Source organism: Paenibacillus sp. FSL R5-0928, from assembly GCF_037970385.1.
GTDB classification, from domain to species: Bacteria; Bacillota; Bacilli; order Paenibacillales; family Paenibacillaceae; genus Paenibacillus_AQ; species Paenibacillus_AQ odorifer.
Window position 1 is genome coordinate 5,112,045 of sequence record NZ_CP150225.1, and the last position, 17,007, is coordinate 5,129,051.

Here is a 17,007-nt window from a genome sequence, read left to right on the forward strand (position 1 = left end):
ATTTCAACTGTGTTATATGTTACAATCTAACGGGGACGCAAAAAAACAGCGATTAACCCAGTATTTGAGAATAATGGATAGCCGCTGTTCATATATCATAAACGTGAGATCACTTACTCTTTTTTAGTTAAAAAGAATATTACATCGAACACTTTAGAAGTGAAATTTATCACAATGTTGAAAATTCGACACTTTTAAACGATTTTTTATAACCAATTCGAGGGATTTTCAAGGTATAATTAATTTAAAATTTACTGAAAAACTGAGGGAATAAAGGGGATGTCGATTATGCTAAAAGAACATTACAATGTTATCGAAGCCCACGGAAATACAAACTGTTTCTCCGAACAGAATTTCAACAGACTTCTAGTTACAATGAAAGAGCGCATAGTTCCAGAGGGTTCACATCTATTCTGGGAAGGCGACTACTCGGATAAATTGTTTTATATCAAACGTGGACGTGTGAAATTAACTAAATCTACTGATGAAGGTAAAGAACTCATTCTTTATATGTATCAAGCTGGCGATATGGTAGGTCAAGCAGATCCATTCTTCAGCACTAAGCATAGCTTTACAGCCGAAGTGATTGAAGAAAGTGAAGTTGGCGTCATCGAACAAAAGGATCTAGAAATTCTCATCTGCCAACATTGTGACTTTGCTATCGACTTTATGAAATGGATGGGTATTCATCACCGTCTCACCCAAACTAAATTCCGTGATCTAATGATGTACGGCAAACCTGGTGCACTATGCTCCACGCTCATTCGTCTTGGCAATACCTATGGTGAGAAGAGCAGCGATGGTGAGAATATCCTTATCAACAAAAAAATTACGCATACAGATTTGTCCAACATGATCGGTGCCACTCGTGAAAGTGTTAACCGGATGCTGAGCGACCTGCGTAAAAAAGATGCTGTTGAGTATGAGAACGGTATGATTGTCATCAAGGACCTTGGCATGCTGCAAGAAATTTGCCACTGCGAACTGTGTCCGAACGAAATCTGCCGGATCTAATTCCGTTATAATATACCCTCTATTCACCTCAATGAAACATACATGACCCAATTATTCTGCATAATATAAAATAGAGTGGTCCAAGGCGCCTAATGCAGGTGTCTTTTTTTTATATTCAACAAAAAAAGAGCTGAACCCAAGATCGGTTCAGCTCTAATATAGTTAATTTAAAATGGATTTAACGGTTATTGCGAGTACCACGCACTGGTGAGATCAGCCAATAGGCCATGCCGACAAATACGCCCCCACCAATGATATTCCCCAAAGTTACAGGGATCATATTATGCAGCCATCCAGCTATCGTAATGGTTTCCGGATGATTCGGAAGCAACACAGCAACACTAAGCAGAGTCATATTAGCCACACTATGCTCATATCCGCTTGCGATAAAGGCGAACAGACACCACCAGATTAAAATTAGCTTAGCAGATTCACTTTTAGCACGTGAGGACATCCATAGCGCTAAACAGACCAGCCAGTTACATAGGATTCCACGAAAAAACAGCTCAGAGAACGGGAGACTCATTTTTTTAGCAGCGGCTGTAAAGATCAAATGCTCTGGCGGCGCAGCACTGAATAACCCAGTCCCACGAATTAAAAGCGCTAAAATCACTGCACCCACCACATTCCCGATGAATACAAGGATCCAGTTCTTAACGGTATCCCAGATACTGGTTCTGCCTGCCAGTGTACTTACAGTAAAAAACATATTATTCCCAGTAAACAGTTCTGAGCCTGCAAATACTACAAGCGTCAAGGCGATGCCGAAGGATGTGCCCATAATAAGCGGTTGGAAAGGTGATTTAGCAGCTGCTAGCGGTGCTCCTAGAGAGAAAATAAGGATAATCCCAATGCCTACATAAGCACCTGCCAACAGGGCTGCTAGAAAATATCTTGGTAAGCTTTCATTCATTTTGTCCCGCTTACTGACTGCCGTTTCTACGATGCTCTCCACACTTTGCGTAAACATAACACTCCACCCCACCGTTTTCTATTAAATCTATTACTACCAGCTTCGGTGTCTACACGCTTACTGTAACTTTCTCTCCGTCCAGAGTGACTGGATAAGTCACAACACTACCTTGGTCAGGTGCCTGCACCTCGCCCGTGCGCAGATCGATTTTCCAATCGTACAGCGGATCGTACAGATAGTGACCTGACACGATCCCTTCCGCAAGCGGGCCACCCTTAGGATGAGGACTACGATTCTCTACTGCATAGATGGCTCCGTCAGAGGCACGAAATACAGCCAGTTCAACATCTCCAGCTATCACTACACGGCCAATCTGCAGCAGGAAATCCTGTACTGAGCCTATTGCATACGTTTGTGTGGTCTTATTCATTGGTCTCTCCCCTTCTGTGTGCGTTATATCCGCTAGACTCTTGTTTCTTCAAAAAGCGCAGTACGAGTGCTGCTGTCATTGAGCATTTTTTTCCAAGGATCCGTCACCTGAGTCAGAGCAAAGTCAATCCGTGCGGCCAGCTCTTTGCGGTTATCTTCATTATTCAAAATGACCATTTGAATCTGCTCAAGTCCCATACGCTCAACCCACTCGGAGGTTCTCTCCAAATAATTACCGGTCTCACGATAATATTGCATCACAGCGGAGCACACTTCGATCAACTCTTCATCGGTCTTAATTTTGCAGAAGGAATCAGCAATCCGTGGTTTGATCCCACCGTTACCACCGATAAATACTTCCCAACCGCCGTCATTACCGACGATGCCAATATCCTTCGTGCAGGATTCCGCACAGTTACGTGGGCAGCCGTTGACAGCTATTTTAAACTTGGCAGGAAAATCAAGACGTTCATACTTACGTTCTATGAGCGCGCCCATTCCCAGCGAATCCTGTGTGCCAAAACGGCAGAACTGTGAGCCCACACAAGTCTTAACCGTACGTAGCGATTTGGCATAACCATAACCTGATGGCATATCGAGCTCTTCCCATACCTTCGGCAGATCCTCTTTTTTCACCCCGATTAGATCCAGGCGTTGCCCACCAGTCACCTTCACAACTTTTACATCATATTTAAGGGAGACATCAGCGATTTTCTTCAAATCCTCTGGTGTCGTTACCCCGCCGTACATGCGTGGAATAACGGTATAGGTTCCGTCTTTCTGAATATTGGCTCCCATACGTTCATTAACAAAACGTGATTCCTTCTCATCTTGATGTGTATCCGGATTTAGCATCCCCAGATAATAGTTAATCGCCGGACGGCATTTAGAGCAGCCTTCTTCTTGTTTCCAACCCAGTACATGCATAACCTCTTTAGTAGTACTAAGACCTTTAGCTGTAATCTCAGCAACAATCTCATCCCGGCTAAGCGTTGTACAGCTACAGATACCTTGCTTGGCAGACTGCTCAAAACTATCACCCAGGACAAATTGTAAAATTTGTTCTACAACCGGTTTACAACCTCCGCAAGAACGCGTCGCTCCTGTACATGCTTTGATCTCGTCCACAGTAGTAAAACCATTTTCTATGACCGCATCCACAATCGCTTTTTTCGTAACCCCATTACAGCCACAAACGATTTCTTCGTCCGCCATAGCTTCTACAGATGTGCTCTTTTTGGCTCCGCTTCCGCAGCAGCCCGTACCCATGACCTCTGTATAAATCTCATCAGTCATTACAGCACCTTGTTTTACTAACTTTTGCAGGTTAGCCGATTCCGTCACATCCCCGAACAGGACTGCACCAACAATGACATTGTCTTTGAGCAGAATTTTCTTATAGGTTCGCTTCCATTCATCTTTGCTTGAGATTACAATGTGATAAGGGGAATCCATAAACTCACCTGCAGAAAATACATCCACACCGGAAATTTTTAATTTGGTGGAGACAACAGAACCTTCATATGGATTTGTATCGCTTCCGCAGAGATGTTTAGCTAGAACCATACCCTGCTCGAAGAGCGGCGCTACTAATCCGTAACAAACTCCGCGATGTTCGGCACATTCGCCAATGGAATATACATTCTGCATAGAGGTCTGCAAATAATCGTCCACTACAATCCCACGATTAACAGCAATTCCGCTTTCTTTTGCCACAGTTATATTCGGTTTGATGCCTACAGCCATAACTACAAAATCAGCTGCAAGTGTAGTGCCATCACTAAATTGTAAACCACTTACTCTCTGTTCCCCTGTCAATTCTACTGTTTGTTTGCCCATAGCAAATTTCACGCCTTGACGCTCTAGCTCAGCTTGCAACATAGAGGAGGCATTACGATCAAGCTGGCGCTCCATTAGATCTTCCATCAGATGCACTACAGTAACGTCCATGCCAAGGTTCACAAGACCCTTTGCCGCTTCCAATCCAAGTAAGCCCCCGCCGATTACCGCCGCTTTGTTGTATTGTTTAGCCGCAGCTAGCATCGCATCACAATCTGCAATATCCCGGAAACCCACCACGCCTTCCTTATCACAACCAGGTACAGGTAAAATAAATGAATTCGAACCCGTTGCAATAATCACTTTATCGTAAGAAACAGCCATACCGTTATCCGCAATTACTTGCTTGGAATGCTCGTCAATTCGCGTAACTGTTGTTCCTGTATGCAAGGTAATGTTGTTATCTTCATACCAGTTCCAGTCGTTTAGGATGATATCATTGATGGTTTTGCTGCCTTCGAGAACATAGGACAACATGATCCGATTATAATTGGGGTGAGGTTCGCTTCCAAAGACCGTAATGTCATAAGCTCCACCTAGCTTCAATATTTGCTCTAGCGTACCTATGCCTGCCATACCGTTGCCGACTAATACTAATTTTTCTCTCTTCGCTGCCATAGTTAGGTGCCTCCTCAGTCTTATCCGTTCTTGTTGAACTTTGCTTCAACTTATCTTCTACATAATGAAATTATACATTTCAAAATTTAAGAGAGATTGTGATTACAGTCACATTAAATGTGAATGTTTTCACATAAAAAATAAGACAACTTTGTTAGGTTCTAAATTCTAATAAAAAAAGCCAGATCACAGGTTCTGAATAACCGTAGATCTGGCATTTATGTACTTTTTTTAACGTATAGCCAATAAAATCTCCAATTCATCCTGCACTCTAAGCTTCATGTCCATTCCATTCTCAAGCAGCTGCTTCCCATTCACCTTCATCTTCCAAACTTCATTGCTAAGAGGAGTATAATCACCAATGGATAACACCTTTTTGTTGTCTTCGGTCAACTGCACCACACTGCTGTTCTTCAACAAACCTCTCACTGTTAAATCTTCAGTAAATCCCATAACATATGAATGATTCAAATTCACTTGCTCACTTCCGCCATTCACGGTCAACAACACAATTTGAAGGGGTTCCTCTTGTTCCTTAGACATCGCCGTAATTACTAATTTTGATTCATGCCCGACGGTTCGACCCCAATCCTCAGATCCAATGGTCTCCCCATCCATTTGCAGCTCCCAATTCATTCCTGGACTGAGTGAAATATTATTTACCGTTAGAATGCTTGTGTTATCCTCAGAAAAGGTGGCCTTCCCACTACCTTTCAGTAGGTCAAAGATCGTTATCCCTTTTCTGTAGCTCTCGCTAAGCTGCTTGTCCAAAGGGTTGGTCAGCAAGTCATTTCCCGCAACGATAAGCGAAAGCGTAGGCCCGTCTGATCCTGCTAAGCCATTATTCCCTTCATTATTAACGTCAGCAAGAGTCGAACATCCACCTATTATGAATACGATGACTAATCCTAGTAACAACCTCCACATATATTTCGTGGGCATAGTGACACCGCCTTGTCCCGCCTAATGACCACACAGCGTCTCAGGCTTGTAGTAAGTTATGCATACTGTCTATTTAAGAATAACGTAAATAAGCTTTGTTCTCAAATATAAAAAAAGTCCCCTAAGGGACTCTTTGAAAACTCATTTTTTCTACTGGAATCTAGGGAACAATATATTATTCTCCAGATGAACATGTTCAAAAGTCATGCTCTCCAGCTCCTCTAGCCGGGCATAAGTCAAACGATAGGTTGTACAAGCATGAGCCGGTGGGGTGAAATCATCTGTTATTTTGCGTATTTGTCTCAATATATCGCCTGCTGTGTCATGTTCACTCTCAAGTTCAAATAATGCCTCGCGAAGTGTGGTCAGCCCTTCTTCACTTGGATTGGCATCATACGCTAATAATTTCGGAAACTCATCTTCCTCTTCTTTAGCTGTATGCTGTAGCAGATCTTCCTTGAGTGCATTAAACAAACTATATAACTCTTCTAAATGAGGTGAATCTCCGCCATGAACCCGGTATACCTTAGTTACATTTTGGCTAATCAGGGGCAGTTCTTCCCGCAGGTAATGGTGATGTTTACTCACAATATGGTCGATTAACTCTGCAGAAGGTGCTGTGTTCCATGCGAGTTCTTCTTGTGGTACCGGATATTCCTCGAACAGCTTGTTGAGATCACTAATGATCATCTCTTGATCTAGTCCACGCTCTACAGCTGCTTCAGCAAGAGGTTTGGCGCCTCCACAGCAGAAATCAATCCGTTTAGACTTGAAATAATCCGCAGCTTTTGGGAATTGCAGCACAATATCTTTTACAAGGGCATCTGGAGTAAATCCAGGTTGCACCGATTGCTTATGCTGTAAATCTGAAATTCTATCATTAGGTTGTTTAGTTTCCATAATAGTTCCTCCTCGGGATATGTGATCAGGTTCTGAAAAAATCTTTTCTACCTGTTCACCTTAACCCTGAAAGGAGTTTTGACTTGTGATTGTACTCACGAAAATTGTATCTCTTTGTTGAACGAAAAAGGTCAATCATGGAGATAAATCCCCACAATCGACCTGTCTTTTGTTTACCACACGGGCATCAGTAATGTTATTTGTCTTACATTTATCTATTCGGTCACACCAAATCTGTATCTTTTATTGAACATAAGCCTGCATATACGTTCGCTTCCCCTTTGCGTCCTTCAAATAAGGTCCTAAGCCAGCAAAGCGGGAGTGATCCATATAAACACCAGTCATCCATCTTCCCTCTGTCAGGCCACCATTCCATTTGAGAACAAGGTCAGGGGCGGCTATCCATTCCTGATAGATCTGTATATTCTGATCTTTGTACTCTTTACAAGGCTTAGACTGCTCCAGAAGACGTAGATCATTAAGGTAGGTTGGCACGAAATAAGAGGATATCGTATGCAAATCATCTTCATCAAAAAAGGGCTCATCCCCTAAAAAGGGTTTGAATAATACGGTATTCTCGTACATGGACCAAATTAAGGCTTGTAGCACCATGCTCTGGCGAATGCCATTATGAAACTTATATTGTCGTTGATTACCTGCCATATTCACTTCTTGAAGAGGTTCCGTCGACTCCAGGCAATGCCGTTCACAACCGATACATTTCCAGCCAGAAGGACTTTGAATCCATTTTTGAAAAATAGTTCCGCTATCATTGTTGCCTTTGTAGAGTGAAGAGATAATGCTGTAAGGCACACCAATCCACGCATCCCATAAGGAATCTGGAAGATGGCTATGCAGCATGAACAACGTCTTGTCATAGATGAGCTGTACTTTGATCGAAGCGTTCTCCAGCTCAGCAACATCCTTTTTTCCATACGTTATTTCCCGGGAAAACAGGGTGGTCTTCATCTCCCTCGCCTCCTAATAGTTTTGCTATGCCTGTACTCCAGCTGAGTAGATTTGAGCAAAAACCAATATTGCAAGCGTTTCCATTCAAGGAACATACAACGTTTTTTCTATTATATTACAGATTTTTTCGATCTGTGCAAGGTTTTTATTTAAAAATTGAAAAGCCCTCCTCCGTTCTTCAGGAAAAAGGGCCACAACACGACTTTGATTTCTACTCTACCCAGCTCTCAGCCCAAGACTGAATCTGCTGCATAACAGGCTCCAGCGCACGGCCTTTGTCTGTTAGTTCATATTCAATACGTACAGGTGTTTCCGGGTATACATGTCTAACCAGAATACCCTCACCTTCCAAATCCTTCATCCGCTCGGACAGCATCTTATCGCTCATTGAAGGAATGAGGCCGGAAATATCTTTAAACCGCTTCGGTCCACTCATCAATGTCTGAATAATAAGTCCATTCCAACGTTTGCCTAAGAAAGAGAAGGCTGTCTCAAATCTGGGACACATCGAAATTTGATGTTCTTCCATTGTTCTCACCTCTCACTAGCGAAACTTACTATTAGTTAGTATATATAATATTAACACATTTCATCCCTGATGAACATCGTTTACTAAAAAAAGTTCATCTGACATTATCATTATATCCTCGTTGTCAATCCCCTGTATGTGCTTTAGATTCCCTTTGAGCAATCGCTTCTGTCACGATTTGCGCCAAGTCATCATTTCCGAATAAGGAGAGTACGCCGAGAACTGTGTCATCGGAAATATCCCCTGCTTCCTCCGCAGAAACCGTTAGGGCAAGTGCTTTTCGCAAGGCTTCATTCCCTTCTTGCTGTGGATAAGCCTGCAAATATAAACTGTGCGGGTCGAGTCCTTGATTCACGCACCACTGGGCGAATACAAGGATCATCATCTCTTCCTCCCGCTTATAGCTTTCGATGATTTGTTCCTCCACTAATTTACGGTTGTCTTCCATATTTTACTCCTTTCTTAGAGACCTCATTCAGCAAGCTGAGCTGCCAATCTATGACTAGGCAGAACTGCTGAAGCAGCAATACTGCATAACTCTGGTGTATTTATATTGTTCAGGAAATGATCTACCACTCCACCGAAACCTCTTCTATCCAGCACCGTATCCCAGCTTCCAAAGCTCTGGGTCCGTGGCAAAGCATTTTTTTCATATAGGATGGCTTGGTCCAGATCTGCCACTTCCACCGAACGGCCATTACCGTGCAGCTCCAGCTTCTCCAAATCAACACCAGCCTCACGAACCATACTATACATCCCCACTGAGCCTTGCTCCCAACCCAGCATTCCAGATGCCTGGACAAGTCGCCCCTCTCCATTGGATTGAAGATTACTGCGAAGCAGCTCATACTGATCTCCACATAACCATAACAGCAGATCAAGCATATGAATCAAGTCGTCATGTACAGTCTCACGGCTGCTGCCTAACTGCAGCTTCGTGCGATGTTTAATCGCGTGACAATGGCTAATGCCTCCAGCTTCCTCGAGCCAACTCTTGGCGGTGACATACATTGGGGCAAAACGCCGATTAAAGCCCACTCCTAGCAGCAGCCCTTTATTTTCTGCCAGCTCTGCCATCCTTCTGGATTCTTCCAGATCATAGGACAGCGGCTTATCTACATACACCGAAATCCCCTGTTCGAGACATTTTGTTACTATATCATAATGGGTCGTCGTTGGGCTATGCACAAATACTGCATCCAGATCCCAAGACAACAGCTCGTCCAAATTTGTCGTACCTTTAGGAAAGCGATAGGCATTAACAGCTTGCTCTACTGTTGTGGACGAGTGACTGAGAACCCCCACTACCTCAACTTGTCCATGCTGAGAGAGCAGTGGCAAATATACTTTGCGGGCGATATTGCCAATCCCGATGATGGCGACTCTTTTGCGTACAGAAACGATCACTGATCTAACTCCCCTCTTTATAATTCAAGAATTTATCTCTCTCTTTGTTCTCTATAAATGCTATTATACCTGCTTGGCGTTCGCCGACAATGATCTTCACTTCAATATTTACTTTTTATCCCGTATGATGAGATGAATGAGTGGAAGAAAGGGTATATTAGCTATGAGAAAATGGTTCTCGATTATTCTTTATGTTTCGGGCACAATCCTTGCGTTTATCTACAGATATGACATCCTTAGCTGGATGAAAGAGGATCATAATCTTTTCGGCTCTATAGGGATCGCAACTTTACTGGCTCTCTTTCCAGTTGTACCGTACAAAGCGGTCATCGGATTTTTTGGTTATGCATACGGAAGTTTGGCTGGTGCTTTAATTTGCTGGGTAGCTACAACCCTTGCTGCCGCATTCCTTTTCGGCGTAGTGAAGTTCTTATTTCAAGATCAAGCGAGAGCTTATCTGACTTCTATTCCCCTACTTGAAAAATTCACAAAAGGCATAGAACGGCGGCCCTTTGCTTCTATTGTCTTAGCACGTCTCTTGCCGATTATCCCGCAGACAGCAGTTAACATCTATGCCGGAGCAGCCGGGCTGCCCTTCTGGAGTTATCTAGCTGCCTCAGCTATTGGAAAAATCCCAGGCATCGCCTTGTATGCCTTCCTTGGGGATCAACTGTTCCAGAACCCTGGAAATGCGATTATAGCCATCGTTGTTTATGCCATTGTGCTTATTATAGCCGGACTAAGCTTTCGTTACAGTTCACAGGAAGTAAGAAACACTAGGTAACAGAGAGCTTATTTGGCGGAAGCTGGCAGGCTGTGGTTATTTGCTTTATAATTAGATTGTGATCTATTTAATTGCATTACATGAATGGAGGGATATTAATGAGTGAACATCAGACTAACCATATAAATTCCAAGGCGGAAAAAGCAACCTTTGCAGGTGGATGCTTCTGGTGCATGGTCTCGCCGTTCGAGGAATTGCCAGGCATTATTAGTGTCGTCTCCGGCTATACTGGCGGGCATACAGTGAATCCTACCTATGAAGAGGTATGCTCCGAAACCACAGGACATGTTGAAGCGGTACAAATTACGTTCAACCCAGAAATTTTCCCTTATAGCAAGCTGCTTGAGTTATTCTGGCAGCAAATTGACCCAACCGATGCGGGTGGACAATTCCATGATCGCGGCACCTCTTACGGAACGGCTATCTTCACCCATTCTGAAGAGCAAAAGCAACAAGCAGAGGCTTCCAAGGCAGCTTTGCAAGAAAGCGGACGATTCGCTAGCCCGATTGTTACCCCGATCCTCCCGGCAGCAACCTTCTATCCTGCCGAAGAATATCATCAGGGCTACCATCGTAAGAACCCGGGCCACTACAAACGTTACCGTAAGGGTTCCGGCCGAGAGGATTTTATCGAAACCCACTGGACACATAAAGAAGATAAACTAAGCTTGAAAGAACGTCTGACGCCACTTCAATATGAAGTCACTCAGAATAGCGCTACAGAGTCACCTTTCCGAAATGATTTTTGGGATCACCACGGAGAAGGCATTTATGTAGATATCGTATCTGGTGAAGCATTATTCAGTTCGCAGGATAAATACGATTCCGGTTGTGGCTGGCCCAGCTTTACACGTCCAATCCGCGATTACGCCGTGAAGGAAAAGACGGACCTCAGCCATTTGATGGTTCGCACAGAAGTGCGCAGCAAAGTAGCAGATTCCCATCTAGGTCATGTCTTCGACGATGGTCCAGGGGAAAACGGCCTGCGCTACTGCATTAATTCAGCGGCACTGCGATTTATACCGAAAGAGGATCTGGAGAAAGAGGGCTATGGCGAGTATCGTGTACTCTTCCAGCCTGCCTAATCTTCGATAACGTGCGAAACTGTACTGTCTTATAGAAAAGCCTCCAATTCACGGTATACCCTGAATTGGAGGCTTTTTAATTCATAGGAGCTTATTCTTTATTCTCGTCCTCGTTCGCTTTCTTATCCTTTATTGAGGTTGTCACCTTTGGCTCTGCTGGTGCAGGGAGTACCTCCTTGTTCAGCTCCCGATTTTCCTGCCGTATCCGCTGGGTCTGCTGCTCCCGTCGTACGCGGATATTTTTGCGGGCAAACCAAACGATGGCTAAAATAATGCCCGCACCGATTAGAATCGGCAATGCGCCTGCAAGAATTACAAAAAGCCACTGAAACATAACAGATAGTGCGTTCAGGCTTCCTTTTAAAGCATCTGATGCGCGTTCCAGCAATGGACCTTGCTCTGCCTTTTCCTTCACAGCTAAACTCTCATCCGTCTGGTACACTCTAAGCTCTACCGTTGAAAAGGATACGTTCTGATCTATATATCGCATTCTGCCTTTGATCTGCTCAATCGTTTCTTGAATCGAACCAAGCTCGTTTGCAAAGGCGACCAGATCACTTGATTTCGTTGCTTTTTTCATAAACTCAGTATATTGAGCTTCCATTAACTGCTTTGCCTTCAGACGCGACTCTAGATCAATATACTCCTCCGAGACATCCTGACCTTGAATGCTGCGCTGTAGCGATTCGTGTTTTACTTTTTCCAAATTATTCAGAAAAGGAGAGAATCCGGAGGCTGGCACCTTAAGGATAAACGTCCCCCCTTGCTCATATTGCGACATGTTCTCGTTAAACTCTATAATATATCCTTTAGCCATCGTTACCATGTTTCGAATTTCAGTCTGAGCTTTACCGTAGTCTTCTACTTCCATAGTCAGATTGGCATGATAGATAAGCTTCTTGTTCAATCCTTCCACGACATCACTGCCCGTGAATCCCGCGTTTGCTTGATCCGTGTTCTCTGATGTCAAACCTTTTTCAACTGGGGCTTCGTTGCCTCCCGCTGCTGTCTCAGCCTCTGCTGAGGTGTTCTTATCCGCTAATGTAGCTTTTGAAGATTGCTCAGTTGTTGCTGCAGCAGAATTACTCGTATTTCCGCCGTCACTAGCTAATTTGTCAGCTGCCGAATTGTTATCACCCGAGCCACAACCTGCCAATACCACCGCAAGAATTAATAAACATAAGTAATGCAGACCCCATTTGCGCATTCTCATTCCTCCAAAAATGTAGTGGTAATCCCTAGCATTGTAACGTTACGGAATGTCATGTTCTATACAGATCTCTTCCGTCTCTCATTTCTTTGACGCCCCAAAACTTGGAAGGTTGCACTGGAATATGGAATTTCGGTAAATTTCTTTTGGTTTTTCTTGTTGAAATACACAAAAAGCCGCATTTCTTCGACTCTTATTGGACATATTTTTTATATGGGAGGGGTCCCGAAAGTTAAAGAACTCATTTGCTTACAAACTCATTATTTGGTACAATTACCACGTCTAACCTAGTAAAAAAATCCAAATACCCTCTATTCATAATGAATGAGGGCGTGACACGGCTTTGCTGAGACAAGCTCCACCTTGCTGAACAGAGCCGTTCTTTGAATGATACTGTCAATTACTAAAAGGGGAGGTGAACCCTCATGGCAAAAGACGTAGTTTGTGAAGTTAACTCCTGCACCCACTGGGCAGAAGAGAACAAATGCAGCGCTGAATCGATCTTCGTAGCTTTCCACAGCTCCCAAGAACCAAAACGCGCAGAAGAAACAGATTGCAAAACTTTCGAAAGTAAATAAGTAAATGCCTAAAGGGACCCTCCACGGTTCCTTCTTTTTCTTTTTCATTCTAACAAGATTGAGAATTATTATCAAGTAGCTGATTACAAAAAAATAATTGAACTAAAAAGCCAGGGTAAATTACCCTGGCTCTAATTTATTTAAGTCTATTTAGAAGCAATAACCCCTGTCTTTTCCCTCGCAATAGCAGCAGCTCTTACCATGTTACGTAGTGCATCCTCTGTCTCCTGCCAGCCCCGCGTTTTCAGACCGCAATCCGGATTAATCCAGAACTGTTCAGGGTCAAGCACCCGCAGCGCACGATCGATATTCGCAGTCATTTCTTCGACAGCTGGAACCCGCGGGCTATGGATGTCGTACACTCCAAGACCGATTCCTTTATCATAGGCCTGCTCCTCAAAGCTGATAATCAGCTCACCATGGCTACGTGAAGTCTCAATGGAGATTACATCAGCATCCATAGCCGATATTGAATCGATCATGTCATTAAATTCGCTATAGCACATATGCGTATGAATTTGTGTCGTAGCCTTCACATGGTTCGTGGCAACACGGAACGACTTCACTGCCCAGTTCAGGTAATGCTCACGGTCTTCTGCCTTTAGCGGAAGTCCTTCACGAATAGCCGGCTCATCCACTTGAATCATTTCGATGCCTGCATCTTCCAACGCTTTTACCTCATGGCGAAGGGCAAGAGCAATTTGATTGGCTACCTCTTCCCGGCTGAGATCATCACGTACAAATGACCAATTGAGGATAGTAACAGGGCCCGTCAACATTCCTTTAACCGGAAGCTTCGTCAACGATTGTGCATAGACGCTTTCTTTAACAGTCATAGGCTGTATAAATGCAATATCCGCGTAGATCACCGGCGGCTTAACGCAACGGGAACCGTAGGATTGAACCCAGCCATTACTAGTAAACAAGTATCCATCCAGCTTTTCTCCGAAAAACTCCACCATATCTGTACGCTCGAACTCGCCGTGGACCAGAACATCCAGACCTAGCTTTTCTTGGAAGGTAATTGCATCCGCGATCTGCTCACGAACAAATCCATCATAACGCTCCTGATTCCAGACCCCTTTACGCCATTTCAATCTCGCCTGGCGCACTTCGACTGTCTGCGGAAAGCTACCAATTGTAGTGGTTGGCAGAAGTGGAAGCTGCCATTTCTCTTGCTGCACCTTTAAGCGCTCAGCAAAAGGCAGACTGCGTTGGTCTGGTAGAGCTGCAAGTGCAAGCACTTGCTCCGCCACATCCTTACGGCCACGCTCAGGTAGTGCGCGGAACGCTGCAATAGCTTCACGACTAGCGGCCAGCGCTGCTTGAGAAGCTTCTCCTTTATCTGCGACGGCTGCTCCGAGCAGACTAAGCTCTTTAAGCTTCTCATCGGCAAAGGCTAACGCATTCTTAACTGTCGCCTTCAGCTTCACTTCACCTTGAACGGTGACTGGGACATGCAGCAGGCTGCAAGAAGGCTGAAGAATAAGACGATCAAGCGGTACATGAACGCTGAGCTTTTCTACCAGTTGCAGCTTAGCGTCTAAATCGGAACGCCAAATGTTCCGTCCATCAATAATTCCGGCACCCAGCCATTTGTCCTTCGGCCAGCCAAGACGTTCGATGGAAGCCAGATTCGTTCCACCATCGTGCACAAAGTCAAGACCCAAGCCTTGAACAGGCAGCTCTAGCAGTGCCTCCAGCGGCTCAGCAGCTTCAAAATACGTCTGTAAAATAATATTCAAGCCCGGCACGGAGCCGGCAATGTCTGTGTATATCGAGTTAAGCAGTGTTAATTCTTCTTTACTTATGCCTGTAACAATCGCTGGCTCATCGATTTGTACCCAGCTTACCCCTTCTTGCTTCAGTTCCTGTAGCAGTTGAACATAGACTGGAACAAAACGTGCAGCAATCTTGGCGATATCTGCCGCTGCGTAACCTTTGGACAGCTTAAGGAAGGTATACAGACCTAAAAGTACCGGTTTACCTTCAATCCCTGCCTGCGATTTAGCAAAACGATAAGCCGCTAGAGGTTTGTTTTCAGTCAGGCGTGGTGTTTGTGTGCCGATCTCTGGAACGATATAGTGATAGTTCGTATTGAACCATTTGGTCATCTCGCAGGCAGTAGCCTCAGCATTACCACGGGCCATTGCAAAATAAAGATCAAGCCCGATGTCGCCGCCATCATACGCATACCGTGGAGGTACGATTCCAAACATAACAGCCGCATCCAACACATGATCATAAAATGTAAAATCATTTACCGGAATAAGCTCAATTCCTGCTTCTTGCTGGGTCTTCAAATGCTGCAGCTGGATTGCTGCCATTTCGGAGCGGAATTGCTCCTCATTTATTTTCCCCTGCCAGAATGCCTCCAGTGCCTTTTTCCATTCGCGGTTCTTTCCGATTCTCGGATATCCAAGATTGCTTACTTTTACCTTATTCGTCATTTCGATACACTCCCTCTTCAATCTCTTATTTCAAACTCCAAAACTACTTGCTTTCCTATAAAAAAGAGCGCCCTTCCCTAAAAAAGTCAAAGGGAAAGACGCCCATGATATACCCATGGTTAACGTCTAACACCTCCCTATCTTCCGTAGGTGAAGCAGTGCTGTTGAAACAGGCAGGTCTCCTGGCTAGCGGCGTCAACATCTTGAGCAGTCTTCCCAGCAGTAGTAAATTGCCAGTGACCTCTGTTGCTCGAGATTCTTCCGTTACAGTGGCGGGACCGCATCGGCTTCGAACCGAATTTCCCTATTAAGCCTACCGAATTACTATTTTCCGGTCAGCACCTGTCTCCGATATCATTCATCATTTGAGTGTCTTAATCTGATGTCATCATACGTGAAAGCCCCAGCAATCTGCAATAGATTACTGGGGCTTCTGTTATATCGATTCCTTATAACGGACTTAGAAAAATACGAAATATACTACAGCAGCAAGAATTATACGGTATATAGCAAACGGTAAGAGCTTGATACGATTGATCAGTTTTAAGAAGAAACGCATCGATAACAGCGCAAATAGGAAGGCACTAATAAAGCCTGCAATAAAAAACGGCAGCGCGTCCATGGTGAAATATTGCCAGTTCTTCATCAGTGACAACAGACTGGCACCTGCCATGATGGGTACTGCCATAATAAACGTAAAATCAGCAGCGGCACGATGGCTCATCCCGAGGATTACGCCACCAGAAATCGTCGAGCCCGAGCGTGAAAATCCAGGCCATAACGAAAAACACTGTACAAGACCTACACCAAGTGCCTGTTTGTATGTAATCTGATCTACACTCTCAGTTCTGATCTTCTTCGGCCCAAACAGATCCGCAATAATCATTAATATAGCCCCGATCACTAGACCAATTAACACCGTTGAGGTAGAGAATAAATGCTCATCAATATAATCATTAAACAGAACACCTAACACACCTGCAGGCACTAACCCTACCAGAACCTGTGTCAGCTTGAGGTGCCCGCCCTGCTCTAACTGCGGTAGCTTCTCTGTTACAGGGTCCAACTGCTTACGGCTGAAACGCCTTAAGCCCAACAGATCAATGAATCGATTTCTAAAAATCACAACAACCGCTAATATAGAACCCAGTTGAATAACTATTTTGAAGGTATTTGCCGTATATTGTCCAAATAACTCCTGTGATTTCAGCCACATATCATCAACAATAATCATATGACCCGTGGAGGATACTGGAGCAAATTCGGTTAAACCTTCAACAAGCCCCAAAATAATGGCTTTAATAATCGTTAATAGCTCCATGTGTTTCCCTCCTTTTTAA

At 44.2% G+C, this 17,007-nt stretch carries 16 protein-coding genes and 1 riboswitch; of the genes, 4 read left to right on the plus strand and 12 right to left on the minus strand.

Going from position 1 to position 17,007, the window contains the following annotated elements; translation table 11 throughout:
* Positions 1 to 288: 288 nt before the first annotated feature.
* Positions 289 to 1,014 carry a Crp/Fnr family transcriptional regulator gene (locus MKZ16_RS23145; protein ID WP_036682945.1) on the plus strand — a complete coding sequence of 242 codons (726 nt, stop codon included), beginning with the start codon at positions 289 to 291 and terminating at the stop codon, positions 1,012 to 1,014.
* Between the two features lie 178 nt (positions 1,015 to 1,192).
* Here the strand turns inward: MKZ16_RS23145 and MKZ16_RS23150 are convergent, their stop codons facing one another.
* From MKZ16_RS23150 to MKZ16_RS23190, 9 genes are all read right to left on the minus strand, one after another.
* Positions 1,193 to 1,984: a formate/nitrite transporter family protein gene (locus MKZ16_RS23150; RefSeq protein ID WP_036682946.1), complete on the minus strand. Its 792-nt coding sequence runs from the start codon at positions 1,982 to 1,984 to the stop codon at positions 1,193 to 1,195.
* Positions 1,985 to 2,036: 52 nt separating this feature from the next.
* Positions 2,037 to 2,357 (minus strand): nitrite reductase small subunit NirD, encoded by a 321-nt coding sequence (gene nirD / locus MKZ16_RS23155; protein WP_076104367.1) that lies wholly within the window; start codon positions 2,355 to 2,357, stop codon positions 2,037 to 2,039.
* Between the two features lie 32 nt (positions 2,358 to 2,389).
* A complete protein-coding gene (gene nirB / locus MKZ16_RS23160) occupies positions 2,390 to 4,813 on the minus strand; it encodes a nitrite reductase large subunit NirB (RefSeq protein ID WP_076104366.1) in 2,424 nt (807 codons plus the stop codon).
* Positions 4,814 to 5,044: 231 nt separating this feature from the next.
* Complete coding sequence (locus MKZ16_RS23165) at positions 5,045 to 5,755, minus strand: hypothetical protein (protein WP_036682955.1); 711 nt, start codon at positions 5,753 to 5,755, stop codon at positions 5,045 to 5,047.
* Between the two features lie 150 nt (positions 5,756 to 5,905).
* Positions 5,906 to 6,601 (minus strand): iron-sulfur cluster repair di-iron protein, encoded by a 696-nt coding sequence (ric, locus tag MKZ16_RS23170; RefSeq protein ID WP_038574702.1) that lies wholly within the window; start codon positions 6,599 to 6,601, stop codon positions 5,906 to 5,908.
* A 297-nt stretch (positions 6,602 to 6,898) separates the two neighbouring features.
* The gene (locus MKZ16_RS23175) at positions 6,899 to 7,624 is read right to left on the minus strand and encodes a hypothetical protein (RefSeq protein ID WP_038572559.1); all 726 of its coding nucleotides are present in this window, start codon (positions 7,622 to 7,624) and stop codon (positions 6,899 to 6,901) included.
* A 211-nt stretch (positions 7,625 to 7,835) separates the two neighbouring features.
* Positions 7,836 to 8,153 carry a helix-turn-helix domain-containing protein gene (locus MKZ16_RS23180; protein ID WP_036682958.1) on the minus strand — a complete coding sequence of 106 codons (318 nt, stop codon included), beginning with the start codon at positions 8,151 to 8,153 and terminating at the stop codon, positions 7,836 to 7,838.
* 124 nt (positions 8,154 to 8,277) lie between these two features.
* Positions 8,278 to 8,601, minus strand: coding sequence for a hypothetical protein (locus MKZ16_RS23185; RefSeq protein WP_036682960.1), 324 nt, complete (start codon positions 8,599 to 8,601; stop codon positions 8,278 to 8,280).
* Between the two features lie 23 nt (positions 8,602 to 8,624).
* Positions 8,625 to 9,560, minus strand: a complete 936-nt coding sequence (locus MKZ16_RS23190; RefSeq protein ID WP_036682963.1) for a Gfo/Idh/MocA family oxidoreductase — start codon at positions 9,558 to 9,560, stop codon at positions 8,625 to 8,627.
* A 163-nt stretch (positions 9,561 to 9,723) separates the two neighbouring features.
* On the opposite strand from MKZ16_RS23190, the gene MKZ16_RS23195 reads away from it, so the two are divergent.
* Together MKZ16_RS23195 and msrA are read left to right on the plus strand one after the other, a co-directional pair.
* Positions 9,724 to 10,344: a VTT domain-containing protein gene (locus tag MKZ16_RS23195; RefSeq protein ID WP_076104365.1), complete on the plus strand. Its 621-nt coding sequence runs from the start codon at positions 9,724 to 9,726 to the stop codon at positions 10,342 to 10,344.
* 98 nt (positions 10,345 to 10,442) lie between these two features.
* Entirely contained in the window at positions 10,443 to 11,429 is a 987-nt protein-coding gene (gene msrA, locus MKZ16_RS23200) for a peptide-methionine (S)-S-oxide reductase MsrA (RefSeq protein WP_038572566.1), read from the plus strand.
* Positions 11,430 to 11,520: 91 nt separating this feature from the next.
* Here msrA and MKZ16_RS23205 read toward each other — a convergent pair whose 3' ends face one another.
* Positions 11,521 to 12,636, minus strand: a complete 1,116-nt coding sequence (locus MKZ16_RS23205; RefSeq protein WP_076104364.1) for a DUF4349 domain-containing protein — start codon at positions 12,634 to 12,636, stop codon at positions 11,521 to 11,523.
* Between the two features lie 428 nt (positions 12,637 to 13,064).
* On the opposite strand from MKZ16_RS23205, the gene MKZ16_RS23210 reads away from it, so the two are divergent.
* Positions 13,065 to 13,217, plus strand: a complete 153-nt coding sequence (locus tag MKZ16_RS23210; RefSeq protein WP_076098619.1) for a DUF1540 domain-containing protein — start codon at positions 13,065 to 13,067, stop codon at positions 13,215 to 13,217.
* Positions 13,218 to 13,363: 146 nt separating this feature from the next.
* Here MKZ16_RS23210 and metE read toward each other — a convergent pair whose 3' ends face one another.
* Together metE and MKZ16_RS23220 are read right to left on the minus strand one after the other, a co-directional pair.
* Positions 13,364 to 15,667 (minus strand): 5-methyltetrahydropteroyltriglutamate--homocysteine S-methyltransferase, encoded by a 2,304-nt coding sequence (metE, locus tag MKZ16_RS23215; protein WP_076104363.1) that lies wholly within the window; start codon positions 15,665 to 15,667, stop codon positions 13,364 to 13,366.
* 154 nt (positions 15,668 to 15,821) lie between these two features.
* Positions 15,822 to 16,028, minus strand: a riboswitch (cobalamin riboswitch).
* A gap of 99 nt (positions 16,029 to 16,127) precedes the next feature.
* A complete protein-coding gene (locus tag MKZ16_RS23220) occupies positions 16,128 to 16,988 on the minus strand; it encodes an undecaprenyl-diphosphate phosphatase (RefSeq protein ID WP_036682972.1) in 861 nt (286 codons plus the stop codon).
* Positions 16,989 to 17,007: the final 19 nt, after the last annotated feature.